Genomic DNA, 25,292 nt, shown 5'->3' with positions numbered 1-25,292 from the left:
GGTGACCGAGCACCTGCACGACGACCAGGCGGCACTTGGTCGACGAGAGCAGCGATGTGAAGAAGGCAGCCGTACCGTCGGCGTCCAGCGCCGGTACACCGGTACAGCAACGAGAATCGAAGGCGTCCAGGTCGGCGTCTACCTGGTCTGAGCAGGCCGACGCGGACACGCTGCAGTGGACCGGGAGCTGTACATCCCGCGCTCGTGCACCGACCAACCCGACCGTGCCAAGGCCGGCCGCCCAGGAGCGGTTCCTGCGCTGTATCTGGCAGTCGATCACCGATCACGGAGAAGCGCCTGGCCGACCCGACCGTTCCGGGCCGGCGCCCGACGCCGTGGAGCAGTAACCGCGCCAGCCGCTCGTCCCGGCTGGGCACGCGTGCTTTAGCCGTAACGGGGCGGGGAGGGTGGTCTCGAGAACGTCGTCGACGGGTCTCGGTCGGTGGACGGGCGTTCGGCGGGTTACGTCGTCTCCACCCACCGTGGGCCGGCACAGCGCGGCCGGGTGATCTCTCGCCTCATGCCGACGGCCCGCCCACCCAAAACTCCCGGTCCGGGGTTGGTCAGCTCATGCAGCCCGGAGGGATGACGGGGCTGCCCTGGCAGTTGGTCGGCGTGTTGTTCGTGACCAGCGAACGCCTGGCCGTCCACTGGGTGTTGGTCCACACCCCGCCCGGAGCGAGGGTGGCGGAGTTTCCGGCGATCCGCACGTTCGACGCTGTGACCTGTCCACCCAGGTTGTAGACGCCCCCGCCCTTGCCCGCACCTCCGGTGACCGTGTTGTTGCTGATCGACGTGTCTTTCAGGAGCAGCGGGCCATCGTTGTAGATGCCTCCGCCCCCGGGCGACGCCGAGGTGATGCCGGCGGTGTTGCGGTCGACGGTCGTGCCGAGGACCTGCAGGTCGGCGTCGTTGTAGATGCCACCACCGCCGTCACCCGACGTCGCGACGTTGTCATCGACCTGGCTGTCCCGGACGACGGCCGTGCCCTCGCCGAACTCCAGCCCTCCACCGTCGAAGCTCGCCACGTTGAACCGGATCACGGACTTGCTGATCGTGGTCTTGGCCGTGCTGCCGAACTGGACCAACCCGGCACCGAACGTGGAGGTGTTCGCAACCAGTTCGGAGTCGTTGATGGTGGCCGTACCAAGCACCCCCACCCCGCCGCCGTTGCGATCGGAGGAGTTCTCGCTCACCCGGCTGTGGTCCAGTCGCAGACGGCCACCAGCCTGGACCCGGATCCCTGCGCCGAGCTCCGGCTGTCCGGTGATCATCCCGCCTTTGACGGTCAGGTTCTGCACTTTGAGGTCCCCTCCCGCGGCCACGTCGAGGATCCGGAACGGACCGGACGCTGACGGGTCGCGCTGGATGGTGGCGTCATTGCCCAGGAGGGTGATCCGACTGGTGATGGCCGGCAGACCGTTCTGGTCGGCGTAGGCGGTGGTCAGGTGGTACGTACAGCGCGATGCCAGGCTCAGTCTGCTGTCGTTGCGGCTGTTCGCGGTCTGGATCGCGGAGATCAGGGCGCCCGTGCTGCACGCCACGCGCACGTCGCCACCGTGGTGGCCGGATGCAGACGCCACGAAGGCGTACGGACCGGCGAGGGCGACGGCGGCTCCGCCGAGGCAGCAGGCGGCCCGCTGGATGAGGGCGGCTCGGTTGGGCATTGAGGTTGTCCTTTCGGGCGGCAAGATTCGAGGCGCAGGATGCGCGGTCACCCAGCATCGTGGAGAGGTGACGCTCCAGCCCGCGGCCACGCCCGGCCCCGGACATCTGTCCCCCGCCAGCGGGACGGACGTCCACCGTGAGTTCCTCCACCCGGACCACGCGCGCTATGGGCATGCCTTGTCCGGGCTCGCCGGCGTCCCTGTCGGTCTGTTCACCGCGACCGACGGCCACACCAGCGGAGGGCGTGTCCATCAAGGGGATCTCGCGGCGGCTGGGGGCGGCCGGAACCCGGTGCGTGGCCGCCTTAAATTCGGATCGGCCGCCGCCAGACCTCAAAGATCTCCTGCTCGCCGCGACGACGTAGTGGCATATGACAGCGCATGGACCCAGGCCAAGGGGGTATAGAGATCCCGCTGGCCGGGAAAGAGCCGGAGACCTGGGGAGGTCGAGGGGGCTCTTTCCCGGTCCTCGTCTGCGGGATCCTGCACTCCCAGACGATTTTCTCCCGAGTGACTCGCGTTAGGGGACCGGGGGAGATCGGGACACCGCTTGTCTGCCCTCTTCGGCTGGGCTCGTCCTGCTGCCTCACCCGGAGGGGGAGGGTGGAGGTGAGGGGCTGGGCGGTGTCTTCAAATGATCACCGCTGGTGGTTCGTGGTGTCGTGCTAGGTCGCCATGAACTGTCCGATGCCGAGTGGGAGTTCGTCCGGCCGCTGCTGCCTGAGTCGTCGCGAGGGCGGAAGCGGCTGGGGCCCGCGGCCTCGCGATCGTGCCCAGGTTCGCCGATTCGGTTCAACGCCGACCTGCTGGACTTTCGTGCGGCGCTGCTGCGTAGATCAGTCCGTGAGCCCGAGCGCGCTGTCGGGTCGGTAGAACGCGCGGGGCGGCACGGACTCCCAGGGGAGGGCGTCGCGTGCCTGGTCCGCTGTCATTGGGCGGGTGCGGGCCATCTGCGGATCGAGCGGCAGTCCCCAGCGTGGCATGTGCACCGCGGGCCCACCGGACTGGTCGAGCTCGAGCGCGTACGCGGGCGGAACGGGTCGACGTGCCCGGCTTCGTGCGCGTTCTTGGGCGCGGCGCCTGTCGTCGGCGATCCACTGCCGGGTGCGGGCCAGTTCCTGGAGCTGTACCCGCTCCAGGAAATCCAGTTGAGCCAGCCGGTCGACCGGCTGCTCACCGGGCACGGTGGTTACGCCGCCTTGCCCAGGCGTGCGGCCGCGCCGACGGTGCCGGCTCCGAACCGCTCGTTGGCACGGTCGACGGCCGGTTCGACCCGCAGCCGCATCTCACGGCTGCGGTCCATCGTGATCTGCCGCGCCGCCGCCTACGCACAGGCCAGGTCTTCGGCGCGGAGGAGGATGCCGGTAAGGCGACCGAGCTGGAGGCCCGCGCGATCCATGAGCCGGTAGACCGCGACCCGCAGATCCTCGTTATGCGCCGAGGGCTCCGGCAGCCGCAGCGTCCGGGACCACGGGGGGCCTGTCGCGAAATCGAGCCGAAGGGTGAGCCCGCGGGCGATCTGATCGCGTGAGCGCAGTGTGGCGGCGAGCTCCACGACCAGGTCCAGGGGCCGGGCACGCGCCGCGCCACTGTCCAGCTCCTGGCGCGCGAACCGGTGGCGCACCGCCACCGACAGGCGCATCCGCCGCGGCGTGACAGGCCGAAGATCCACCCCGCGAGCACGATCGAACACCAACCGCCCGGCGCTCCCGCCGAGGATCCGCTGCACCGTCGACAACGGAAGCGAGGCCAAGCCACCGGCCGTGACGACCCCGAAGCGCCGCGACCCCTTCGCCTGAACCGACCCGATCCCGTCCAGCGCCTCCACCGGCACCGGCCCGAGAAAGGCCCCGACCCGGCCCGGCTCCACGCTGACGATGCCGCCGTGCTCGGGCACCTGCGCCGACGCGGTCGCCGCCACCGTCCACGTCGGACCCAGCCCGACACGCAGATCCACCCCGAGCAACGCCACCGACCGCAGCCGCGCCTGCTCGGCCAACTGCACGGCCGGCACCTCGAAGTACCGCAGCGCACCGCGCAGTTCCACCACCGCGGCGCCGGGCGGCACGGCCTGGACGACGGGGGAGAGGGCCGTGAGCAGCTCCACCACCGACCGGTAGTGGGGCTCCGGTACGCGACCCGGTATGCGCACGTGCATCACGGTCGCCCCGGCATCCGTCCTGGTCATCGCTTTCTACTTCCTCCTCCAGACAGTACTGAACAAATATTCGAACATGCCATGTCTAAGGTCGCCCCGCGCCGGCGCCGGCTGGTCTTCTCATTGGAGGGGTGGGTGGCTACGAGTTGAGGTGAGCACCGTGGCTGCCAGCAGAGCGGCGGCGGCCGTCGATCGACTCTCGCACGGCTTCGAGGTGGTGACCGAGCTCGCGCATGCGCAATCCAAGCGCTCGATCCGGGCGGCGACCGCCTGGCGACGCGGACGCCAGGGCCTCCATGCGCCGGAATCTATCCACAGAAGACGGCCCGGCGGCCGCATCTGGCTCGACAGCGGCATCAGTCCCAGTGCGAAGGGGGGGCGCGTCCTCCCATGTTCCGGAGCCACTTACGAAGGCTCGTTCCTGAACACCTCGACCACTGAGCTGTCCAGGCGGCTCAAGCACTGCCCGAGTGAAGGGAGCGCGCCGGAAGCTCGCGAAATGCGGGTTGCCCGAGCGCGGTGCGGGCCCGTTCCCCTCTACCTCCCCGCGCGGCACACCCGCGAAGCTCATATGACGCAAATAACTTTTTCCTAGTATTTCGCCCCATATAGTGCGTCCGTGCGTACCGCGAGGTAGCGCGCCGGCTTCCCGCCGACCCCCTACGGGTGCCGACACCGCTGACATCAAGGAACCGGGAGAGATCGGTGAACGGAAGACACTTGTGGCGGCCTTCGACCGCGCCGTCCGAGCGGCGGCGTGAGGGGCCTGCCGGCAGTTGGCGACGGCGGGCGGCAGGCACCGCGACGATCCTGTGCGTGGCCTTCCCGGGCGCGTGGACCGCTCAGGCGGCCCAAGCGGTCCCGTCGCACCGCGCGGTCAACATCGACCAGACCTTCACTTTCACGGGCGCCCCGCAGAACTTCACCATTCCGGCGAACGCGGTGGCGACGATCACCGCTGACGGCGCAGGCGGCGGAAGCGCCGTCAGGGCGACCTGCCCCAACGGAGGCTCCGGTGGCACCGGCGCCCGCGTGGTCACCACTCTTCCCGCCTCCACGACCCCGACGACCGTCACTGTCAACGTGGGTGGCACCGGCGGCGCGTCCTGCGTGACCGCAGGCGGAGCCGGCGGCTACAACGGCGGCGGCGCGGGTGGAGACGGAACCACCACCCCGGTGTCCAGCGGCTCGGGCGGGGGCGGGGCGTCCAGTGTGGCGGCCGGCGGCAGTCTGCTCGTGGTCGCGGGTGGCGGAGGAGGGAACGGAGGACGCAACCTCGGCAGCCAGGGAGGCAATGGCGGCACCCCCGACGGCACCGACGGCACCGCGGGCGGGTCTCTCGGCGGCTCGGCCGGCGGCGGTGGCGGCGGAGGCACCACCAGCGCAGGCGGCGCGGGCGGCACAGGAGCCGTTGTCGGATCCTGCACCGGCCAGCCCGGCGGCTCGGGTGGCGGACCTTCCGGGCCGACACCCGGCACGGGAGGCGTCGGCGGCGACTACTCGGGCTGCGGCACCGGCTTCGTCGTCAGCGGCGGCGGAGGCGGCGGGGGCGGCTACTTCGGTGGCGGTGGCGGCGGCGCTTCCGCCACCACCGACGGCGCCGCCGGCGGGGGCGCCGGTGGCGGAGGCAGCAGTTTCGCCACCCCGACCGGTACCGGCACCACGTTCAGCACCTCGACGATCGGAACACCCAGTGCCAACGGGCAGGTGACGATCAGCTACACCGTCCAGGACCTTGCCTTCGTCACGACCAGCCCGCTGCCCGACGCGACCCAGAACGTCGCCTACTCCACCACCCTGCAGACAACCGGCGGCACCGCGGCCCCCACCTTCGCCGTCACCGGCGGATCCCTGCCTCCCGGGCTCGTCCTCGACCCGTCGACCGGGGCGATCTCCGGTACTCCGACCACAGCCGGGACGTACACCTTCACCGTGACAGCCACCGACCCCGACCCGAACGTGCCGCCGGCCGTACGAGAATTCACCCTCACCGTCCAGCCGGCGGCGACAGCCGAACTGTCCGTCAGGAAGAGCGCTCACGAGAGCAGCTTCAAGCACCAGGGACAGAGACTGCACTACACCTACACCGTCACCAACACCGGCACGGTCCCTCTGACCCACCTGAGGGTGACCGACTCGCGGCACGGCACCTTCGTGTACGGGTGCGGTACCCGGCAGCTCGCCCCAGGCCAGTCGACCACCTGCAGAGGCCTCTACGTCGTCCAGTTCGCGGACATCAGGGCAGCCCGGGTCACGGACACGGCCACGGCCACCGCCCGCACATCCGACGGCACCCTGGTGACCGCGACGAGCAACACGGTCGTCGTCCCCTACGCCTGCTCTCACAAGCGGGCACGCGGCTGCCACTCCTGGCACCGCGGCTGACACGCCCGAGGACCTGGACCGGATCCGACCGGAACGCCCCTGGCCCACGTCCAGCCGAACACACGGTGAGCCGGGGCCCTGCCGAGCAGTCGGCGGGCCCCGGCTTTCACGTCTCTGCACGGCGACGCCTCCATGTCCCGCTTCTCGACATCGCAGAGGTGGCCACCGCTGCGTCCTGCACAGGGCCACCGGACCCAATGGGGGCTGCGGGGAGTGTGCCCTGCCCGTGGTGAGCCATATTGACGACCACCCGTTCTGGCAGGCGATGGGGCTCGACCCGAACGCCGAACGCCGCCTTCCCGTCGACGGACGTCCTGCACGGGCCGTTGCCTGGCGCGCAGCTGCCGGCGCCATGACGGGGTGTGGGTCTCCAGGCCGTATCCGTCTCGCCGGTCCGGGTGACTGTGCCGGGCGGGGCAGCCCCGTGTGAACGGGTGTGGCAGTGGCACCGGACAGGTGTCAGCCAGGAGTCGAGCTGTCCATCGCGAGCATGGCTGGTGTCATCGGGGCCTACTCCCAGTCCGCACCTGAGATGTTCTCCCTGGCCGTCGACGCGGCCTGGCACGACCTGCCCGACACCCCGCGGCCTACGAGGCCCGTGCCTGGGACCGCTGGGCAGCCGGATCGCCGGTCGCGGGTGTGCAGAGTGTGTGCGCCGGGTGATGCGTGGGGTGGTTGAGGCCGGCGGCTGCGCCCGCGGGCCTCGGCCTTCGGCGCCGGACAGGTCACCGGGCGCTGGCGGTGCGCCTGGTGTGGGGGTTGCTACCGATGCACCAAGGTCGCTGGCGGGGTGTCGCTTGCCGATGTCGACGTGGGTGTTGTCGGATACGGGTGTGCTCAATGGTCTTCGGTGACGCGGATGATGGTCTTGCCGGGTGTGCGCTTGTCGGGGGCGAAGGCGGCCGCGGTCTCGGCCAGCGGCCGGATGGATCCGATGATCGGCTTGAGCCGTCCGTCGCGCAGTCGTGCGGCGAGGTCCGTGAGGCGTACGCGGTCGGGCTCGACGACGAAGAAGATCGCGCGACCGTCGGCCGGGTGCGCAGTCACCGGCTCGGCGATGGTGACCAGGGTGCCGCCGGGGCGGACCAAGGCGGTGGAGCGCTCCAGGATCTCGCCCCCGATCACGTCGAGAACAACGTCGACGTCCCCGATGTCTTCGAGGTGCTCGGACTGCAGGTCCACGAAGGTGTCCACGCCGAGATCCTGGGCGCTCTGGCGGTCGGCGGCGCGGCCGGTGCCGACGACGCGGGCGCCGACCTCGCAGGCGAGCTGGACGGCGATCGAGCCGACGCCTCCGGCGGATCCATGGATCAGCACGGTCTGCCCCGTGACGAGTCGGCCGTGGTCGAACAGGCCCTGCCAGGCGGTGAGCCCGGAGATCGGCACGGCGGCGGCCGTGACGTGGTCCACGTCGGCCGGCAAGGGTGCGAGGTTGCGGGCCTCGACGGCGACGTACTCGGCGAGGGACCCGTTGCGGGTCCAGTCGGCGAGCCCGAAGACACGCTGCCCGACCGTCAGACCCGTGGTGCCGTAGCCCAGCTCCGTGACGACGCCGGACAACTCGTGACCGGGCACGCTCGGGGTGCGGTCGCGGCCGGCGCGGTCGGTCCAGGTTCCCGGCCAGTCGAGCTCGCCCGGGGTGAATCCGGCGGCGTGGACACGGACGACGACGTCGTTCTCCGCGGCGTGCGGGTGGGGCAGGTCGGTGAGGGTGAGGCCGTGGATGCCTTCGGCCTGATCCTGGACTGTGATCGCTCGCATGCCCCCGACCGTAACCATGAACCGGCCCGTACACGTGGCTCACTTGGCCGCCTTCCCGACGAGGCGCCCTGTCGGGACGACAGGGCGCCTCGTCGGGAAGGCGGCGCCGCCAGTCTGCTTGCCGACTGGTCGGCGATGACCCGGACCGTTGCACCGTTCGACCTCGATGGGATGCTCCTGGACAGCACCGCCGCCGTCCGCTCCACCCTCACCACTTGCGCAGCCGGCCGCGCGTCACGCCGGCCGATCGCCCGCAAGGAGGAAGTCCGTCCCACGCACAAAGAGCCGCTCCTCCGCGGAGCGGAAGCCACCGACGGGGAAGAGCCCGCCGAAGAAGACAGGAGCCGCATCGGAGCGATCGCGGGGGCGTGGCCCGGACGGCAGGAGTGAACTGCGGGAACTGAACAAGGCGGAGCTGTACCAGCGGGCTACCGACCAGGGGGTTCCCGGTCGCTCCAGGATGAACCGCGAGCAGCTCATCGACGGATGCGTCTCCGCGGGGCGCCGACGTAAGAGGAGCGCCGCCTGAAAAGGAGGCTACCGACCTCCTAGCCTCGCGCTGCCAGGGACGAGTTCGAAGGAATGTTCCCTCGTGGTCGGCATTCTGCTGGTGAGGTGACCGGATTGCGTCATCAGGAAACAGGGGTCCCGATGACCAGTCCGCCTCCGATCTCCGAACCTGGTCCCTCCGCGGTGGTCTGTCCCGGCGACAGGGTCGGGCTCTGCGTCAGATGCCAGCGTAGGACCCACCGTTATGGGAGGGGCGGCAATCCGCTGTGTCAGTGGTGGATGGCGCCTGTGAGGGAGCGGTGGGGTCCCAGGGTTCGCTACGTCAGCACCCGCCCTTGACCTATCCGGCCAGAAGGGCGTCGTCTCGCGGAGACGCAGGGGTGATGCGCCAGCCAGACGCACGACGCATATCGGATGGTGTCTCGTCGGTGCCAGGGCGCTTGGCGGCTGGGAACAGGCGTGCAGACCGTTGGAGGTTCCGGGTCAGGCGGCCAGGACGGGGGCCGTTCCGGTGGTTGCGTGGCGGCTTGCCTGAACTCGTTCCAGCTGGGCGTCGGCGGCGGCGAGGGCTTGGTCGGTGGTCTGGGTTCCGGTCATGACGCACAGGGTGTAGGTGATGTCCTCGAGCTCTCGGCTCGTCTGGCCGGTGGGCTGCAGGTCATGGCGGATACGGACGTCAGCGAAGCGAGCCAGGACCGAGCGCAGTTCCTTTTCCGTGGGCAGCAGCACAGCGACGTACTCCTTCAACTGACGGGCCGGTATCTCGGCTCGAGCCGTGCGAGACACGTCTCGGTCAGGACGCGCTCGCGGATGAAAAACGGGGCAGATCCCTGTTCGCGCGCAGCGGGTTCCCTCATGTGGTCACTTCATGCACCCTGACGGCCGCGTTTCGCGTGCGCCGCCACAGCTGCTGCCTCTCTGGCTTGCTGAGGTGTGGAGGCGCCTCTCACGGCTGCCGAAGGGGAGAGGTGAGAGGCCGGTCTGCCGGGGCATCTGAACAGCATGATCAGGTATTTCCCTACCACCATATGCAGCAGCAGGACCCGGCGCGCGGGGAAGCGCCAAGGGTGCGTGGCCGGGCCGCGGCAGGCGGCCCACCGGCCCGAAGCGGAGCCCCTGTCTGCCGCCGCCACCGCGATCCGGGGAGACGCGCGATGAGCAGTGCGGGTGGGATCACCACGCTGGTGATGCGGGAAGGCGACACGGTCCGAGTGGGTGTGTTCGGGGACCTGGACCTGGATACGGGCCCGGGCCTGTATGCCGTTCTCACCGAGTGCCTCGCTCCGGGGCCGGCCAGATTCGTCGTGGACGTATCTGGCGGTCCCGTTCTGCGACTCGTCCGGCCTCACCGCCCTGGTGAAGGCCAGAGAGAGCGAGGATCGCCGAGTCGGCCTATGCCAGTGGGCTGTGCGGCAGTGAGGCGAGGAGATGGGCGGGGTGGTCGAACACGGCGTCGGCGCCGGCCTCCTCCAGGTCGCTGCGGGGGATGCCTCCGCAGAGGACCGCCACGCAGGTGACTCCGGCTCGGCTGCCCGCTCGCATGTCCCACACGGTGTCCCCGACGAACACCGCGCGCTCGGCCGGTACACCGACGCGTTGCAGTGCCCGCTCGACCGGCTCGGCGGCAGGTTTGCCCTCGCTGACGTCGTCGGCGCTCGCGGTTGCCTGGATGGCGTCGTCCGCGTCGATCGCGCGCCGTAGCGCGTCCAGCTCCTCGCCGCTGGCTGAGGTCGCGAGCACCACCTTCCATCCGTCGTCGGACAGGCGCCGTAGCAGCCTGCCGGCGTCCGGCAGAGCCGGCAGGCGGTCGAAGTACTGGGCGTAGAGGACCTTGTGCGCGGTGTCGAGATCCTCGGCTTCCTCCTTCGCGCGGTCGGCCCCCAGCAGACTGGCGACAAGGTCGTCGGAGCCGAGCCCGATCGCCCGGTGGATCGCATGCATCGGCACGTGGTGGCCGGCTTGGCGCAGTGCCTCCCACCACGTCACCACATGCAGGTGGTTGGTGTCGACGAGCGTGCCGTCCACGTCGAACACGGCCGCTCGCGGCATGTCATCCGCCTTTCCTGGACTGTCAGCGGACATGGGGCAGCACCTTCGTGCGATAGAAGTCGAAGAACCCTTGCTGGTCATGGCCGATCTGGCTGACGTACACCGCGCCGTATCCGGCCCTGACGTACTCGCTAAGGGCCTCAATGTGCCTGGCCGGGTCGTCACCGCACGGTACGGCCTGTGCGACCTGCTCCTTGGTGACCAGTTCGTTGGCCTGCTCGAAGTGACGGGGTGTCGGCAGGATCTGCGCGAGTTCCCCGGGCAGCTGTTCGTTGGCCCACAGACGGTGAGCGGTTGCTGCAGCCTCCTGCTCGTCGGATCCCCAGCACACCTTCAGTCCGGCGTACGCCGGTTTCGTGGCGCCACCACCACGCCGGAAGCGCTCGACCAGGTCGGCGTCGGGCATCATCGTGATCAACCCGTCGCCGATGCGCCCGGCAACCTCCGCGGCGTGCGGTCCGAACGCGGAGACGTCGATCGGCACCGGCTCGTCGGGCAAGGTGTACAGACGGGCGTTCTCCACCGTGTAGTGGGCGCCGCGATGGCTGATCTGCTTCCCGGTGAACAGCTCCCGGATGATCTGAAGAGCCTCCTCGAGCATCTCCAGGCGCACTGAGGCCTCGGGCCAGGGTCCGCCCAGGATGTGCTCGTTGAGAGCCTCACCGGTGGCCGCCGCCTGGGCGATCACGACCGGATGCGTACGGACCAGGGGGCAGGTCACGGCTGTCTCCACGGGCAGGGACACGGCCTGCGAGAGGGCTCCGATCACCGACCAGACGAAGGGGCTCTGGCCCTGCTGGTCGTTCCAGGGATGGAAGTGGTCGGAGATCCACAAAGCGGTGAAGCCCGCCTGCTCCGCCATCCGCGCCTGCTCGACCAGCGCCCCCGGACGGTGCTCCTCACACGACAGGAAGTAACCGAACTCCGTCATCACCCCTCCTGGAACCTCTGTGCGGCAGCGCCCGAGTACCCAGCCGGTCACCGGCCGAACATGGAAAGTGCCGGGCCTGCGGCAGCGGTGTGGGCGGACGCCTGTGCGGTACTCGCGCTAGATGGCACAACCGGCGCACGCGGAAGGTGACCCTGATGACGACGTTGCTGTCCCGGCTGTCCACGTCCCGGTCCCGCGAAAGCTCTCTGGCGGCCCTCTCGGCGGTGGTGACCGGAGGATCGCGCGGGCTCGGGCTGCTGCTCCGACCGCGTCGTGACGGCGGTGGAAGGACGCCGCACCCGCATCGTCCTGACCCCCGTGGCCAAGGCGGCGGGTTTCGCCCATGGCCTCGCTCCCGCCCTCACCACCCGCCTCAGCACGATGGCCGCCCAGGCTCTGCCCGGTCGGCGCCCACAGTTGGGGTCGCCGATGGGACGCGTGAATCCATGCGTCGCTTCGGCGAGGCGATCTGCCTCCTACCCCTGACTGAGTGGAAGCCTCGAACTGCTGAAGGCGCTGGAAGATAACCCGCTGACCGGGCTGGTCTTTCCAGACACCAACGGAGAGTTTGGCATAGTCGAAAATGAATGTGCCAAATCGGTGGCGCAGGAGAATGAGGACCGCATGGGCGACACTGGTGGCACCGGCGTACGCGCGGCGGCGAATGAGACACCGCTACGGGGGCGAGTCGCCGTCGTTACCGGGGCGGCCCGCGGAGTGGGCGAGGCTCTCGCCCGACGCCTGTCCGCCGCCGGCATGCGAGTCGCGTTGCTCGGCCGCGAGGAAGAGACACTGCGCCGGGTGGCAAACTCCCTTCCTTCCGAGAGTGTCTGCATGGAGGCGGACGTCACCGACTGCGCCGCGCTTGACGGTGCCGCGCAACAGGTCGACGCCCAGCTCGGCCCGGCCAGTGTGGTGGTGGCAAACGCTGGTATCGCCGTCGGCGGACCCTTCAGCCGGACTTCGGCCGACCTGTGGCAACGCGTGATCGACGTGAACCTGATCGGGGCAGCAAATACCGCCCGATCCTTTCTTCCTCAACTCATGTGCACCAGGGGCTACTTCCTCCAGATCGCCTCAACCGCTGCCTTCGGCTCGGCACCCCTCATGAGCGCATACTGTGCCTCCAAGGCAGGTGTGGAATCCTTTGCCCGAGCACTACGTGGCGAGGTCGACCCCGACGGTGTCACCGTCGGCATCGCCTACCTGCACTGGACTGGCACCGACATGATCGACGGCCTCGACGACCACCCCGTTCTGCGAGCCCTGCGCAGAAACCAGCCGTGGTTCGCGCGCCGCGTTCATAGCCCAGCGCAAGTGGCTGACTGGCTCACCATCGGCATCACGCACCGTGCCCACCACGTCTATGCGCCGCCGTGGCTGCGATGGTGCCAGCCGTTGAGGCCGCTCTTCCCGCCCCTTGTCGCTCGGATTACTCGGCGTGAACTGCAGACTCGGTCGAGAGTGGAACTCGAAGCCGACGTTGCAGTTCTTGGTGCTGGGGGCCGCGCCGACTGGAATTCATTCCTTACTGCGACAAACCCGCAGTTTCGCTCCCGAGACTAGGCTCGCAGACGGCGGAGTCCAGCTCTGCGGCGTGCGGCTGTCGGCTATGCGCGGCGGCGCCGGTGAGGCCGCTTTGCAGCACGGGCACAGGCATCGCGGCCTGCAGGCAGCAGTAGTGGCTGGAAGGCAGCTCGATCAGCGGCGCCCATGCGCGGGCCAAGTGCATCTGCACCAGTACAACGAGCACGGCCAGGTAGTCGCGGACGTATAGGGCATGCAACTCCCGGGGATTCCGCGGCTACCTGCGCCAATGCGGGATCGCGCACACGATCCCCGCGGAGGAGGACCAGCGAAAGCGTGGCCTCGATCTGGGTCGGCGACTCTGCCGACCACCGGGCTTCGACCGCACGACCTGGCGCCGCCGGGAAACCGTTGATCGCTGCTTCGACCGCCTCGAGGGCCTTCCGCAGCATCGCCACCGGTTACGACAGGACCGCCACCTCTTACGAAGCAGCGGTCAGTCTGGAGTCGTGCCTGCTCTGGGCGAGATCGCTCTGGTGACGGGCCCAGGTGCCGCTGGTTCAGCGCATGAGGCGGAGGGTGACCTCGGTCTCGGTGGGACCGGTGTTCATGGCGTGGACGTCGCCCCGGGCGGCGTGGTAGCGGCCCGTGCCTCCCGTGATCGCCAGGGTGATGTCGCCGGGGCCGGTGCTGGTGATGGGGAAGACCCCCTGCACGGTGATGCTCCCCCTGGGAAGCGTGAGGGTGACCACGCACTGGACGGTGCTCGAATCATCGCCGCCGGTACGGGTCGTCGTGCAGGTTTCGTCGTACGTGCCCACCATGACGCCGTTGTGCAGGACGTTCCCCGCGACGATGAGCTCGTCCCCTTGACTGGGCCCAGCCGGGGGGACGTCCACGGGCGTGACCTGCGTCGTCATCGCCGTCAGATGGATGACTTCCTCCCCGCCGGTCATCGTCACCGGGCTGGCAGCGGGTGCGGCGGCCGAGGCGAGAGGGGCGCAGCACAGTGCCCCGCGGCGGTTTCCGGTAGCCACACACGTGCTGAGGGTCGACGGGCGGGTGGCGGGGCAGGGAGCGACACGCCGCACGAGGACCATCCGGACATGAAGCTCACCCTGTTGCCGGTCGGGGAATCGGCGAGCCTGTGAGCATCACTCGTCTCGTCGTCGTGAAGCCTGAGCCCGAACTCACGACCGGCGGTACTTCACCCGTCGTGTCAGCTGGGCGGGTCCGATGTGTGAAGGTGATGCGGACACGCTCCCGGTTGCTGGCACGGGCGATCTCTGAGCCTCGGCGCTATCCCTGGTCCCTGGGGGGGATCGGCTGACCGGGGAATGAAGCAGGAGATGGAGTGGTGCGTCCTTGCCCCCGGCTGTCCACGCCGGGACCGGGACATCCACCGCACCCTCGTGACTGCGGAGGCCGACGCCTCACTGTCGGCGCAGTTCACCGTCGCCAAGCGGCTCGGGTACGAAGATCTGCGCGCGCAGGGCCGCCAGACCACACGGTTCGTGGGCGTAACTCGCGGGTGCGGGTGCGTGGTTGTGTTCCGGCTCCCCCGGAAACGTGTGCTCAGCGGCTCCCGGTGCTTCCGCTCTGGCGCTCGGAGGCCGACGCATCTCCACGCAGGTCGAGCTGCCGAGCAGGGCTGCGGCTGCTGTTCTCGCCTTCCAGGCCGTGCTCGCTGCCGGGGCCGTGGCGCCACGCCTTGCCCTGTCCGGCTCCTTACCAGGCTCATGGGGGCTATCCCCCGGCCCGTCCATATCTGGACGGGCCGGGGGATGGGGCGACCAAGGGAGGTGCACATGTGGTCGGCGATCGACCACCCCACCACCTGCCTCAAGCAGATGTCGATCACCGTGGCGATGTAAAGCCAGGTTGTGCCGACGGCTAGGTAGGTGATGTCGCCGCACCACCTGGTGTTCAGGGCGTCCGCGGTGAAATCGCGCATCACCAGGTCCGGCGCGGGCAGCGCGGTCCTGTCCGCAATCGTCGTCCGCTTCTTCCTGCGCAGGCACCAGCCGACGACGTGGTTGATCCGCATCAGCCTGGTCACCCGCTTGCGGTTGATCCGCCGTCCCCTCGCACGCATCTCGGGATGGACGCGGGGGGCATATGCGCCATGGTGCGTGGCGTGGAGGGCGCGGATCTCGCGCACGGGCCGTTTCTCATCGGCCTGGCGCTCGGCGCGAGCCTGCTCGCTAGCCAGGTGACGGTAGTAGCCGGCACGGGAGGCACCGAGCACCCTGCAGATCCGCTTCACGCCGAAATCGGCGCGAGTGTCGGAGATGAAGCCCAGGGGCGAGGGCTCACCTCACCTCCCGGGCGAAATAGGCGGCTGCCCGGCGCAGGATCTCACGCTCGAGGTGCCACTTCTCGGCCTTGAGCAGCCGGGCGTTCTCCGCACGCAACCGGGCCAGCTCCTCCGCCTCGCTGCCGCCGGCGTCACGGCGTCGGGACACCGCCTGGGCCTCTTCATTGCGGACGGCCACGCTGCACAGATCCGCCTGCCAGCCGCGGCGCGATAGCGCGCGAAGTCCTTCCCTGCTGCCCGCGGTGGATGCCGAGCGGCCATGAGACCGGGACGCCGTCGATCTTGGCAGGGGAGGAGGTGATCAGGATGCCATCGCCGGACTGGCGGACGTCCAGGTGCTGAATCCCCTCGGTGGAGTGGAACGCGGTGCCACGAACCACTCCGTGGCCGGGCGGTCGCTCTCGCCCCGCCGGCGGCGTAGCCCCGCTGTCCACGGACGGACGGTTGCGACGAAGGGCTCTGTTCGTGTCCTCCGTGAACAGAGCCCTTCGAGGGCAACGGCCGGGGTCGCTTGGGGGCCTAACGGTAGCGCCCTCTCTCGGATGAGACGGCGACCATCGCCGTGTCTGTCAGTACCAGATCTGATACTTGTTGTTGTGTTTCGGGTCGCAGGGCGTTGTGTACATGTCGCCGTTGCCGTTGCCGTCCAGGCACCAGCCCGTTTCACGGTTCACGAGCTGGAAGCCGTTGCCGACCGACACTTCCTTCCACTGCTCGTAGTAGTTGGCGGGGCCGCTGCACGGTTCCAGGTACGCCGAGCCGGGGCTGGAGTTATTGGGTGCCCAGTAGGCGGTGAGACAGACGCCGGTGTTGTGCACCTTCTCCGTCCAGTACTCGCCGGTCTGGTTCTCCAGCCCGCTCTGGGAGTCGTCCCACAGGACTCCCTGCTTCTGGCCGTCGTTCCAGCAGATGGCGTCGCCGCTGAGCCAGTAGCCGTTTGTGCCGTTGTGCCACATGAGGCAGTGGTCGGTGGACCTCTGGGTCCAGGTGATGCCGGACCCATCGGCGTATGCGCTGCCGGTGGCGGCGAGCGTCAGCATGGGTATGGCGGCCGCCATACCAAGGACCTTGGCGATGTACGCCTTGCGCATGGGAGTACCCCCTGTTTGAAGTCTTCGTTCGTCCGGACGTGTCGTCCCGGTTTGATCAACGATCCCGGGATGCGAAGAGTCGATCAAGATCCGATTTGCACAGTCTGGGGTTCCGGTGTGCACAGTGAGCAGCGATAGCCGCTAACCTCCCCTCATGCGCATCCTGTCCGAGCCTGTACCCGCGAAAGGGCGCCGTGGCCGGGCTGACGACATCCTTGCCATGCAGCGGGCGGCCCGCGGCAGAGGAAGCGGCGCGCTGCTGCGCTGGCTGGCGGGCCGCACCGGCGCGCGGCTGCTGTTGGTCGGCTCCGACGGCGCCGTTCTGACCTCCGAGGGCGGTTGCGAGGCGGCGGACATTGCCCTCGCCCAGCAGGCCGCTGATGAACTGAACGCCCGAAATCTGGACTCCGTCGTCCTCGACGTCGGCTGCCGCACGATCGTGATCGTCCCCCTGGGCGGCGACGCGCCCGTGCTCGCGGCGATCACGCCGCAGCCGCTACCGGACGGCCTGCCCCTGCTGCTCGCCGACGCATCCTTGCTGTTGGAACTGTGCTGGCGGTTGGAGCACGCCGAGGGGCAGGGGCGTCGCCTGGAGCTCACCGAGGCCCGCACCCGCGAGGCGGTGCTGCATCTGCTGATGAACCGTCACGTGGCTACCGCACGGCAGATAGCCAACCTGTTAAGGCCCGTGCTGCCGGACATGATGCGGTTCCATGTCGTGGAGTCGTCGTCACCGCGCGGACGCGAGGATGTGGCCCGCCGGTGCACGCGGCTGGCGCCTGGCGCCTGGGTTGTCCCCTGCCCGGTCTACCACGACCATGTGCTGGTCCTTGCCCCTGCCGAGCCCCCTGAGACAGCCTCGGCCCTCGCCGCGACGCTGGCCGGGGCGTTGGACGATTGTCTGGTCGGCGTCAGCGATATCGTTCCGCTGCACGACACCGCTATCGGCTATGAGCAGGCCTTCCGCGCCCTGGTCGCGGCGCGCTGCCGCGCCGGCCGTTGGGCTGCCTTCGCGGACCACCCAGATTTGGTGCTGGTCATGGGCACGGAACTGCAGCAGTGGGCCCGGCACCTACTGGCCCCCCTCCGCTCCTACGTGCCCCGGCGTCCGCAAGACCCGGACAGCGCAGAGCTGTCCGTCACGACCGCTTCCTGGCTCGCCTTCTCCACGCAGGCAGCCGCGCTGCTCAAAATTCACCGCAACACGCTCTCGGCGCGCCTGCGCCAGGTCGAGACCCTGCTCGCACTAGACCTCGACCGCCTCCCTGACCAGGCGGTCCTACATCTGGCCCTGCGTGCCCAGACGCCCCAGACCGGGGAGGTGGCCCCGCCACCGAACCCACCCGCCCCACTGGACGACCTTCTCACCCGCCCCGCAGTACTGCTCTGGGCACGCGACCTGCTGCGTCCCATCGACGAGTCGGGCCTCGGACCGACGTTGGACTCCTGGCTGCGTCACGATGGCCGACTCGCCCCGACCGCCGCCGAACTCTCCCTCTCGACCACTGCTGCCCGCAAACGCCTCACCCGACTTGAGGAACTGCTCCAACGTCCGCTGCTGCGGCCTCCCAGCGCTCGCCACGAGCTGTGGTTCGCCCGCCGCGCCCTGCTCCTCGCAGACCGTGTGACCCTCCACGGACGTCAACGAGACTGTTCGTGATCTGCTGAAGGGTGCTGGAACGGGGCCACCGCCTTCTCCAGATCAGGCTGTGAGAGGACGAGACAGCTCTGCTTGGCGACCGGCGTCGACGAACCGAGGAGTTCTTCAGCGGATCACCGGAGCCTGTTCGGCGGCTGGCACCGAGGCGTTCAGGCCCAGCCGCTCGCCGACCGCCCTGACCTGCACCGGGCCGTCGGCCTCACGCACGATCGTCAGGATCCTGCGGTAGTCGCCGGGCAGAGCGGCCTCGTCGGTCGCGTCGCTGTGGTGCGGGATGAGCAGGACCGCCCGCCCGGCTACCTGCACCGCTGCCGGAGCGGCAGCCTCGGCATCGGCCTGGACCTGCTCGGCCAGGCGGTTCAACACCCGCTCCGCGATTGCCAGTTCGTCCCGCTCGACCTGGACTTCCTGAAGCTGCTTGGTCAGCTGCTCGGCGAGGGCGTCCAGCTCGCTCCGGCGATCGCTGATCCACTGCCGCTCCTGCATCCCCGCACCCTCGCGATCTCGTAGCGTGCCGACCTGTTGACGGATCGTAGGCGCGGGTCGGTCGCGGGCGCAGCCGAAACCGGCATCCCGCCGGAGCAGGGCCCGCCCGATGATCTACACCATGGTCATCGGCCACCGACCAGCGTGAGTACTCGAGCCCTCACTCACACCAGACCCGTGACCTGCGCAATCACGATGCACGCAACTCAATGGAGCACGGGTGAGTCGGCGGCCGTGACCTAGCGAGTGGACCGGCTGCTCGGCTGCCTGGGGCGGGCGGTGCCTGTCTCGCCAGCATGGTGTGACGCGGGCCTCGGAGCGTGCGTCAGTGCCTGACCTGGGCTGTCCAGGAGACAGAGCCCCGTGTGGCGCAGTGGGTGACCGGAAACGGCCGTTGTTGCACGGCATGAAGAAGGTGCCGCTGGGAACGCGTCGTTCACGTTCCTCCGTCACTCAGCAGAGAAAGAAGGCCCGTCCATGTCGCAGGTGGAAGAGTCCATCGAGGTCAACGTCCCGGTCCGGACCGCCTACAACCAGTGGACCCAGTTCGAGGACTTCCCTCAGTTCATGGGCGGCGTCGAGCGGATCGAGCAGCGCAGCGAGACTCTCACTCACTGGGTCACGAAGATCGACGGCGTGGAGCGGGAGTTCGATGCGCAGATCACCGAGCAGATTCCCGACGAACGTGTCGCCTGGACCTCCGTCGGCGGCGCAGCCGAGCAGGCCGGTGTCGTCACCTTCCACCGGCTGAACGCCACCACTACCAAGGTGATGCTGCAGCTGGACTACGATCCCCACGGCCTGGCCGAGACCATCGGTGACAAGCTCGGCTTCGTCAAGCGGCAGGTCACCGGTGACCTGAAGCGGTTCAAGGAGTTCATCGAGCAGCGTGGCGGAATCGAGACTGGTGCCTGGCGCGGCGAGGTCTAGGCAGACGCTCAGGAAGCTGACAGGGAACGGCGGCTGTCACGACCGGTCATTTACGAGAGTGGCTTCGTACTCCAGGAGCGGTTCGCCGTCTGGCCTGGTCAGGTGACGACCGCTACGGCAGTACCAGGCGTGGGGGCCCTGGCGCAGGTCGAGGAAGGACCGCAGCCTCACGCGGGGCTCGCCGGGCTCCCTGGATGTACGGTCCGAAGGCGCGACGGCGCAGCGCGCGGCGATCAGCTGCTGGACTGCGAGGGCGGTCTTGTCATCGGCGGCGGCGACGTCTACGAGAGCCAGGCCCGGCAGCGCTACATGCGCCTCTGCGCCTACGGAGTGGTGGTCGACCGGGCGGTGGGAGCCGACCTGGCTCCCACCTCGCCTTCCCCGGGCCGCCGCGTCCGCGGGGAAGGCGGCACCGGTGAGCGGCTGGACTGCCTGCTTGGTTCCGAGCAGTTTCCGCAGCCGTCAGGCCCAACACTCGTACGGGGAGCACGTGAAAGGGTCCGGTACCGACAAGAGGCGCGGACCGGGCTCTCCCGCAACCGTCACCGCGCAACGCTCGGGGGACGTGGCGGCTCCGAGCCGTATGTATGCCGTGCGGTCTTCCTCCTCACGCTCACGCGGCACCTGTTCGGCCGTATCGCGCCCGCCTCCGCAGCCCGCTGCTGCGGCGCGCACGGAGCGCCACAGCCGTGGCGCCCACCCGGGCTGGAGCGAAGTGACACCAAAATCGAACATGGGCTCATCGGCGGAGGCAGGTCGGCTCCTGCCGTCGCAGGCGCTTTCCTGCCGTGTGGCTGAGCGAGGGCGCGCCGGCGGGCGGGTAGCCCTGGTGGAGATCGGCGAGGAGTTGGTCGATGAGTCCTTCTTCGTAGGCGGGCGGCCGCACGAGCGCATGGCCGCTGCGGGCGGGGGATCCCACGGAGTGTCGCCGAGGCGGTCGCCGTCCAGAGCACTGGTTCGAAGGGTGAGGGGTGCAGGCTGGCGGTGTAGTCGTCGGCGGTCATGCGCCACGCCTCGGCTTCTGGCATTGCGTCCAGGACAGCTCGTACGAGGGCGAGACCCGCTGTGTCGAAGTCGCCGCGTACGGCGATCCGCCGGCCGCTGTCCGCGAGGCGGGCGAGCGCGGGGACTTCGACGGCTGAGGGAGTGCCGACGGTGCACAGCAGCCGCACCGGGACGCCCGCTGGCAGGGCGAGAGCCTCCGTGGTGACCGAGGGGTTCTCGGTGACGAACACCCAGGAGCTCTCCTTGAGGTCCGGTCCGGCCCAGGTGGCCTCCGACAGGGTGTAGGGGGCAGGACGCAGGGGTGGCGGGCGGGCACGCTCCAGCCGTCGGGGTGGACACCGACGCTGAGTCCTCCGCTGAGGTAGTCGAGTTCCACCCGGAGCCGGTTCCAGGCCGTTCGCAGAGGCATGCCGATGCCGATCGCCCCGGCAAGCGAGGCTTTGCTTCGGCCAGGACGAGCCTGGCCAGATCGGTGCCCGCGTCCAGCTTGTGTGGGTCGCCGGTTACCTGGTGAGCCAGCACACGGCGGTCGAGAAAGCCGTGAGCAGGCAGCAGCCGTAACACTTCGGCTGCCCTCCTCAGCAACTCCCCGGGCGCGGTATGGGGCACCACCCTTGGGGACAGTCGGCTGGTGCGGTGCTCACTCGGTCACCTCGGTCGTGCGGCCGGTGTTCTGGGCGGGGAGATGGCCCGTGGCGGCGAGCATCTGGTGGCTGTAGAGGTGCATGGGTTCGGCGATGACGACGCCGGTGGAGGACTTGGCCAGGTCGTGGATGTCGACGCCGTCCCAGGCGCCCGGGGAGCCGTCCCAGTGGTGGCTGGTGCACATCAGGTCGAGGTCGAGACTGGCGGTGTACTTGGCGATGCCGTCGCGTCCGGCCTCATCGACCTCGCCGGGTACTTCGTCCAGCGCGCACAGGCGAAGAGCGTGGGTGGGCAGGTCGCGGTACTCCGCCGCCAGCGCGGCGAGCATGGGCGGCCAGCACGATCAGCCTGCTCTCACCGCCGGAGACCGTCGCCTGGGGCTTGCCTCACTGCTCTTCCGTGCCGTCTTCGCGGACGATCATGTACTGCACGGTGACCCAGTTGCGGATGAACGGGCTCGTGCATCGATCTCCCTGACGATCTGGTGCAGACGCAGCGTGACTGGACTGCAACGTACGCCGCTCTCGCCGCGTCCGGCGCCGGTGGCACCGCGGCGTTGCGCCGGCGCCTGCTACGCATACACGAGCGACTCGGCCACCGCGGCGGGCAAGACCACGGCCACCGACCCCGAGCTGCACGGCACGCAGTACGAGCACGACGGGGACGGCCAGGTCACCGATGTGACGGACGCGCTCGGTCGCAAGCGGTCGACGAAGTTCGACGCCAACCACAACATCGACACCGTCACCGACGCGATGGGCTCGGGCACTACTCCGGGCAACGTGGTCGACTACGGCATCAACTCCCGCGACAACCTGGAGACGGTCACCCTGCCGACCGGCGGCAAGACGGTCAACAGTTGGCAGACCATCGCCGGCGGTGACGTCCCCAAGGACTCCACCAACGCCGACGGCGAGAAGACCACCTTCGCCTACGACGCGGTCGGCAACACGAAGACGGTCGCCCAGACCGGCACCGGCGGCGGCAACGTCTCCTACGACTACAACCCCGCCACACCCACCTGCGGCGGCTTCGAGGGCCAGCGCTGCGACCAGAAGACGAAGACGACATCGTCGAAGTCGGTGCAGACCGACTTCCACTTCGACGCCAAGGGCAACCTCGACTGGGCCAAGGCCCCGGGGCCCCTGGGCAAGACCACGTACACCTACGACGACCTCGGTCGCACCAGGACCGTCACCGACGCCCGCGGCGTGACCGTCACCTACACCTACGACAACCGCGACCGCATCCGCACCGTCGACACCACCAACAACGCCCGCGTGCAGTACTGGTACGACGGCGACGGCAACCTCTCCCAGCGCACCGACGCAACCGGCACTGTCTCCTACGAGTTCGACCCGCTCCAGCGCGAAACCGTCCGGCACCTCCAGGACGGCTCCCAGACCCTGCTCGCCTACACCCCGGCGGGCAACGTCGACTACTACCAGGACCCGGACGGCAAGACCGACTACACCTGGAACGAGGTCAACAAGCTCACCGAGCTCAAGGACCCGCAGGGCGCGGTGACGACGTACGACTACAACAAGAACGACGTCCGCACCACGACCACCTACCCCGGAGGCACCGTGCAGAAGGTCGACGTCGACAACTCCAGCCGCCCCAAGAACATCAAGGTGACCTCTACCCAGGGCACCCTGGCCAACTTGGACTACACCTACGGCTACGGCACGAACAACGCCACCGACGGCAGCAAGATCCGCACCAGCACGGACAGCGTCACCGGCCGCAAGCGCACCTACACCTACGACGGCGCGGGCCGCTTCTCCTACGCCACCGAGGTGAAGGACGGCAGCACCGTCGACTCCTGGCAGTACTGCTACGACCTGGCCGGCAACCTCACCTCCCAGGGCACCGACCCCGGCTGCCCCCGCACCACCACCTACACCTACAACGACGCCCAGGAGCTGACGGCCAAGTCCAGCACCAGCGGCGGCTGGTCCTATGACCAGATCGGTAACGAGACCGCCGGCTCCTCCACCGACGACTACCTGCGCACCGGCGAGATGTGGACCGACCACTCCCAGATGTCGTCCATCACCGTCAACAACAAGACCTACGCGGGCCAGTACGGCTCCACCGACCAGAGCGAACGCATCAAGCTCGGCGACACGCTCTTCCACAACGGCCCCCTTGGCCTGTCCGCCAAGACGACAGCCGGTACGGACATGGGCTTCAACCGTGAGCCCGGGGGCACGTTGAACTCCATGACGACCGGGGGCAAGAGCTACTACTACCTCACCGACGCGATCGGTTCGGTCATCGGTCTGGTCGACGTGGACGGCAACAAGGTCGACACCTACACCTACAGCCCCCGCGGCGTCCGCCTCCTCGCCCAGTCTTCCGAGCCGGTCGACCAGCCCTACCGCTTCGCCGGCAACTACCAGGACCCCACAGGCCTCTACCACCTCCAGAACCGCTACTACGACGCCAACATCGGCCGCTTCACCCAACCGGACCCCTCCGGCCATGAGAAGAACCCCTACCTCTACGCCGAAGGCGACCCCGTCAACCGCATTGATCCCATGGGACTGTGGAGCTGGAAGAAGTTCGGCTTGGCGATTTCCGGGGGCGGTGTGACCGGTGCCGCCGGAGGCTGTGTCAGCGGCGCCGTCGCCACGATCTGGACTGGCCCGGGCGCGGCTGCCGGATGCGCTACCGGGGCTGCCGCGGGCGGGTTCGGCGGGTTGGTCTCCGGGGGCATCGGATACGCCTGGTCGCAGATTCCCTCCTGACTCAAAAATACCATTCCGCTAAGTGAGGATGACGCAGAAGATGCTGACCATCTTGATAGCAGCTGGCATCGTGGGAATCGCATTGGGTGTGATCAGCGTCCTTCTCAAGCAGCGGAAACGCTGAGCTGCGAGACCTTTCAAGGAGCAGCTTGAGTGCACCGCTACTGACGCATTGATTGCCTTCTCCGTGCGAAACGAGACGGCTCGTCTGGAACAACTGGGCCAGCCGTCATCTGTCCACACGAGGGGTGCCACTATGGGTTTCGTCAAGGAAATCGGGGTGAGATTCGGAGAGGTGTGGGGAAGTGCGGTGCGAATGCCTGACCTACTGCTATGGGTTGTCCAGAGGAGCTCTCCGTCGATTCCTGACGAGCTGTGGGATCGGGTGGCCCCGCTGCTGCCGCCCGCCCCCGAACGGCGTCATCGCCGCCCGGGGCGGCTGCGTGTTCCCGACCGAGTGGCGCTTGCCGGCGTCATGTATGTGCTGCGGTCCGGTGTCGCGTGGCGCGATGTCCCTACAGAGACCGTTGGCTGTTCCGGTGCGACGGCCTGGCGTCGGCTGCGGCACTGGACCGCGGCTGGCGTCTGGCCACGCCTGCACGCCGCCCTGTTGACCGACCTTCGCCGCGCCGGCCTGCTGGACTTGGACGATTGCTCCATAGACGGATCGCGTGTCCGGGCCCTCAAAGGGGGGAGCATGTCGGCCCCTCGCCCGTCGACCGCACCCGCCCTGGCTCCAAGCACCACCTGATCGTTGATCGGCACGGGGCCCCGCTCGCCGTCTCGCCTACCGATGGCAACCGGCACGGTGTCATGCAGTTCCTGCCGCTGCTTACGAGTTGGTGCGTGATAGCGGGCGGGTCGTGTTTGGCCTGGTCGTGGCCGGTTTTTAGGCGTTGTGTTGCGGTCGGAGACGAGGCCGGCGATGGCGCGGTAGGTGTCGGGCAGGTGGTCGCGGCGGTGGGTCCAGCGGGTCAGTTGCTTCCAGGGTTTGTGGTCGGCGAGGGCGTGTTCGAAGGTGATGCGGTCGGAGAAGTGCCCGTGGCGGTCGCGTTCCCACTGTTCGACTCTGCTGGGCAGTGCTCCGGGCCGTGGTCTTCTGGGCGGTGTGATCGCTTGCCCGCGGTGGTCGCGGCTCAGGCCGAGATAGCCGTCGTCCCCCACGAAGGCTGCGTCGGCGAATCCGTACACAGTCATGCCCTCCCTGCTGGCGACCAAGCGCCCTGCGCGGATGCCAGGCCGAGGACCTGCGGCCGGGGCTACCTCGGCGCCTGTGATGGCCTGTGTCGTCATACCGGGCCAGCCGTACCGCACGCCGTCTTTCGGGTGACGGGCTCGTGCGCGCCACGAAGTCGAGAGGAGAGGGCCGACCGCACATCGACCGTCTCGACCAGCTGAACCGGGCCGGCGCGGTCGC

17 protein-coding genes and 6 pseudogenes are annotated in these 25,292 nt (G+C 68.9%); 7 read left to right on the top strand and 16 right to left on the bottom strand.

Annotated features, from left to right (window positions below; all coding sequences use genetic code 11):
• Position 1: 1 nt before the first annotated feature.
• A pseudogene (locus tag AB0C59_RS32225) lies at positions 2-235 on the top strand (transposase); the annotation flags it as partial.
• Positions 236-563: 328 nt separating this feature from the next.
• Here the strand turns inward: AB0C59_RS32225 and AB0C59_RS32220 are convergent.
• The 3 genes from AB0C59_RS32220 to AB0C59_RS32210 form a co-directional block, all read right to left on the bottom strand.
• Entirely contained in the window at positions 564-1,667 is a 1,104-nt protein-coding gene (locus AB0C59_RS32220; RefSeq protein WP_363010925.1) for a hypothetical protein, read from the bottom strand.
• A gap of 836 nt (positions 1,668-2,503) precedes the next feature.
• Positions 2,504-2,851 (bottom strand): hypothetical protein, encoded by a 348-nt coding sequence (locus AB0C59_RS32215; protein ID WP_363010923.1) that lies wholly within the window; start codon positions 2,849-2,851, stop codon positions 2,504-2,506.
• 140 nt (positions 2,852-2,991) lie between these two features.
• Positions 2,992-3,855 (bottom strand): hypothetical protein, encoded by an 864-nt coding sequence (locus AB0C59_RS32210; protein WP_363010921.1) that lies wholly within the window; start codon positions 3,853-3,855, stop codon positions 2,992-2,994.
• Between the two features lie 786 nt (positions 3,856-4,641).
• Here AB0C59_RS32210 and AB0C59_RS32205 point away from each other — a divergent pair.
• Complete coding sequence (locus AB0C59_RS32205) at positions 4,642-6,210, top strand: Ig domain-containing protein (protein WP_363010919.1); 1,569 nt, start codon at positions 4,642-4,644, stop codon at positions 6,208-6,210.
• An 837-nt stretch (positions 6,211-7,047) separates the two neighbouring features.
• Here AB0C59_RS32205 and AB0C59_RS32200 read toward each other — a convergent pair.
• The 4 genes from AB0C59_RS32200 to AB0C59_RS32185 all read right to left on the bottom strand — a co-directional run bounded on the left by AB0C59_RS32200 (position 7,048) and on the right by AB0C59_RS32185 (position 11,461).
• Entirely contained in the window at positions 7,048-7,971 is a 924-nt protein-coding gene (locus AB0C59_RS32200; RefSeq protein ID WP_363010918.1) for an NADP-dependent oxidoreductase, read from the bottom strand.
• 993 nt (positions 7,972-8,964) lie between these two features.
• Positions 8,965-9,210, bottom strand: a complete 246-nt coding sequence (locus AB0C59_RS32195; RefSeq protein WP_363010916.1) for a DUF5133 domain-containing protein — start codon at positions 9,208-9,210, stop codon at positions 8,965-8,967.
• Positions 9,211-9,873: 663 nt separating this feature from the next.
• Positions 9,874-10,530 carry an HAD family hydrolase gene (locus tag AB0C59_RS32190; protein WP_363010959.1) on the bottom strand — a complete coding sequence of 219 codons (657 nt, stop codon included), beginning with the start codon at positions 10,528-10,530 and terminating at the stop codon, positions 9,874-9,876.
• A gap of 22 nt (positions 10,531-10,552) precedes the next feature.
• Positions 10,553-11,461 (bottom strand): TIGR03557 family F420-dependent LLM class oxidoreductase, encoded by a 909-nt coding sequence (locus tag AB0C59_RS32185; protein WP_363010914.1) that lies wholly within the window; start codon positions 11,459-11,461, stop codon positions 10,553-10,555.
• Between the two features lie 624 nt (positions 11,462-12,085).
• On the opposite strand from AB0C59_RS32185, the gene AB0C59_RS32180 reads away from it, so the two are divergent.
• The gene (locus tag AB0C59_RS32180) at positions 12,086-13,027 is read left to right on the top strand and encodes an SDR family oxidoreductase (RefSeq protein WP_363010957.1); all 942 of its coding nucleotides are present in this window, start codon (positions 12,086-12,088) and stop codon (positions 13,025-13,027) included.
• 521 nt (positions 13,028-13,548) lie between these two features.
• Here AB0C59_RS32180 and AB0C59_RS32175 read toward each other — a convergent pair.
• The 3 genes and pseudogenes from AB0C59_RS32175 to AB0C59_RS32165 form a co-directional block, all read right to left on the bottom strand.
• Positions 13,549-14,025 (bottom strand): hypothetical protein, encoded by a 477-nt coding sequence (locus tag AB0C59_RS32175; RefSeq protein ID WP_363010912.1) that lies wholly within the window; start codon positions 14,023-14,025, stop codon positions 13,549-13,551.
• Between the two features lie 770 nt (positions 14,026-14,795).
• Positions 14,796-15,435: pseudogene (locus AB0C59_RS32170) on the bottom strand (IS3 family transposase); the annotation flags it as partial.
• A 439-nt stretch (positions 15,436-15,874) separates the two neighbouring features.
• Positions 15,875-16,396, bottom strand: coding sequence for a hypothetical protein (locus AB0C59_RS32165; protein ID WP_363010910.1), 522 nt, complete (start codon positions 16,394-16,396; stop codon positions 15,875-15,877).
• Between the two features lie 154 nt (positions 16,397-16,550).
• On the opposite strand from AB0C59_RS32165, the gene AB0C59_RS32160 reads away from it, so the two are divergent.
• Positions 16,551-18,056: a helix-turn-helix domain-containing protein gene (locus AB0C59_RS32160; protein ID WP_363010908.1), complete on the top strand. Its 1,506-nt coding sequence runs from the start codon at positions 16,551-16,553 to the stop codon at positions 18,054-18,056.
• Positions 18,057-18,161: 105 nt separating this feature from the next.
• Here the strand turns inward: AB0C59_RS32160 and AB0C59_RS32155 are convergent, their stop codons facing one another.
• On the bottom strand, positions 18,162-18,542 hold the full coding sequence (locus tag AB0C59_RS32155) for a hypothetical protein (RefSeq protein WP_363010906.1): 381 nt from the start codon (positions 18,540-18,542) through the stop codon (positions 18,162-18,164).
• A 477-nt stretch (positions 18,543-19,019) separates the two neighbouring features.
• Between AB0C59_RS32155 and AB0C59_RS32150 the strand changes: the two genes are divergently transcribed.
• Positions 19,020-19,472, top strand: a complete 453-nt coding sequence (locus AB0C59_RS32150) for an SRPBCC family protein (RefSeq protein WP_363010904.1) — start codon at positions 19,020-19,022, stop codon at positions 19,470-19,472.
• A gap of 36 nt (positions 19,473-19,508) precedes the next feature.
• Here AB0C59_RS32150 and AB0C59_RS32145 read toward each other — a convergent pair whose 3' ends face one another.
• The 4 genes and pseudogenes from AB0C59_RS32145 to AB0C59_RS32130 all read right to left on the bottom strand — a co-directional run bounded on the left by AB0C59_RS32145 (position 19,509) and on the right by AB0C59_RS32130 (position 21,450).
• A complete protein-coding gene (locus AB0C59_RS32145; RefSeq protein WP_363010955.1) occupies positions 19,509-19,766 on the bottom strand; it encodes a DUF6207 family protein in 258 nt (85 codons plus the stop codon).
• Between the two features lie 248 nt (positions 19,767-20,014).
• A complete protein-coding gene (locus AB0C59_RS32140) occupies positions 20,015-20,707 on the bottom strand; it encodes a DUF2399 domain-containing protein (protein WP_363010902.1) in 693 nt (230 codons plus the stop codon).
• Positions 20,708-20,936: 229 nt separating this feature from the next.
• Positions 20,937-21,086: pseudogene (locus AB0C59_RS32135) on the bottom strand (TIGR02679 domain-containing protein); the annotation flags it as partial.
• 31 nt (positions 21,087-21,117) lie between these two features.
• Positions 21,118-21,450 (bottom strand): hypothetical protein, encoded by a 333-nt coding sequence (locus AB0C59_RS32130; RefSeq protein WP_363010900.1) that lies wholly within the window; start codon positions 21,448-21,450, stop codon positions 21,118-21,120.
• A gap of 244 nt (positions 21,451-21,694) precedes the next feature.
• On the opposite strand from AB0C59_RS32130, the pseudogene AB0C59_RS32125 reads away from it, so the two are divergent.
• Positions 21,695-23,875 (top strand): annotated as a pseudogene (locus AB0C59_RS32125) (RHS repeat-associated core domain-containing protein); the annotation flags it as partial.
• Between the two features lie 316 nt (positions 23,876-24,191).
• Positions 24,192-24,715: pseudogene (locus AB0C59_RS32120) on the top strand (IS5 family transposase); the annotation flags it as partial.
• 54 nt (positions 24,716-24,769) lie between these two features.
• Here AB0C59_RS32120 and AB0C59_RS32115 read toward each other — a convergent pair.
• Positions 24,770-25,291 (bottom strand): annotated as a pseudogene (locus AB0C59_RS32115) (hypothetical protein); the annotation flags it as partial.
• Between the last annotated feature and the right edge of the window lies 1 nt (position 25,292).

The sequence above is a fragment of the Streptomyces sp. NPDC048664 genome (genome assembly GCF_040650555.1).
Classification (GTDB): domain Bacteria; phylum Actinomycetota; class Actinomycetes; order Streptomycetales; family Streptomycetaceae; genus Streptomyces.
Note: the sequence above shows the minus strand (reverse complement) of the source record. Positions and strands in the feature narration are given on the sequence as shown.

Excerpts from the sequence above, each read along its gene's own strand:
- AB0C59_RS32220 (WP_363010925.1), bottom strand. The coding sequence starts at position 1,667 with ATGCCCAACCGAGCCGCCCTCATCCAGCGGGCCGCCTGCTGCCTCGGC.
- AB0C59_RS32210 (WP_363010921.1), bottom strand. The coding sequence starts at position 3,855 with ATGACCAGGACGGATGCCGGGGCGACCGTGATGCACGTGCGCATACCG.
- AB0C59_RS32200 (WP_363010918.1), bottom strand. The coding sequence starts at position 7,971 with ATGCGAGCGATCACAGTCCAGGATCAGGCCGAAGGCATCCACGGCCTC.
- AB0C59_RS32190 (WP_363010959.1), bottom strand. The coding sequence starts at position 10,530 with ATGCCGCGAGCGGCCGTGTTCGACGTGGACGGCACGCTCGTCGACACC.
- AB0C59_RS32185 (WP_363010914.1), bottom strand. The coding sequence starts at position 11,461 with ATGACGGAGTTCGGTTACTTCCTGTCGTGTGAGGAGCACCGTCCGGGG.
- AB0C59_RS32180 (WP_363010957.1), top strand. The coding sequence starts at position 12,086 with ATGGGCGACACTGGTGGCACCGGCGTACGCGCGGCGGCGAATGAGACA.
- AB0C59_RS32165 (WP_363010910.1), bottom strand. The coding sequence starts at position 16,396 with ATGCGCAAGGCGTACATCGCCAAGGTCCTTGGTATGGCGGCCGCCATA.
- AB0C59_RS32160 (WP_363010908.1), top strand. The coding sequence starts at position 16,551 with ATGCGCATCCTGTCCGAGCCTGTACCCGCGAAAGGGCGCCGTGGCCGG.
- AB0C59_RS32155 (WP_363010906.1), bottom strand. The coding sequence starts at position 18,542 with ATGCAGGAGCGGCAGTGGATCAGCGATCGCCGGAGCGAGCTGGACGCC.
- AB0C59_RS32150 (WP_363010904.1), top strand. The coding sequence starts at position 19,020 with ATGTCGCAGGTGGAAGAGTCCATCGAGGTCAACGTCCCGGTCCGGACC.
- AB0C59_RS32130 (WP_363010900.1), bottom strand. The coding sequence starts at position 21,450 with ATGCTCGCCGCGCTGGCGGCGGAGTACCGCGACCTGCCCACCCACGCT.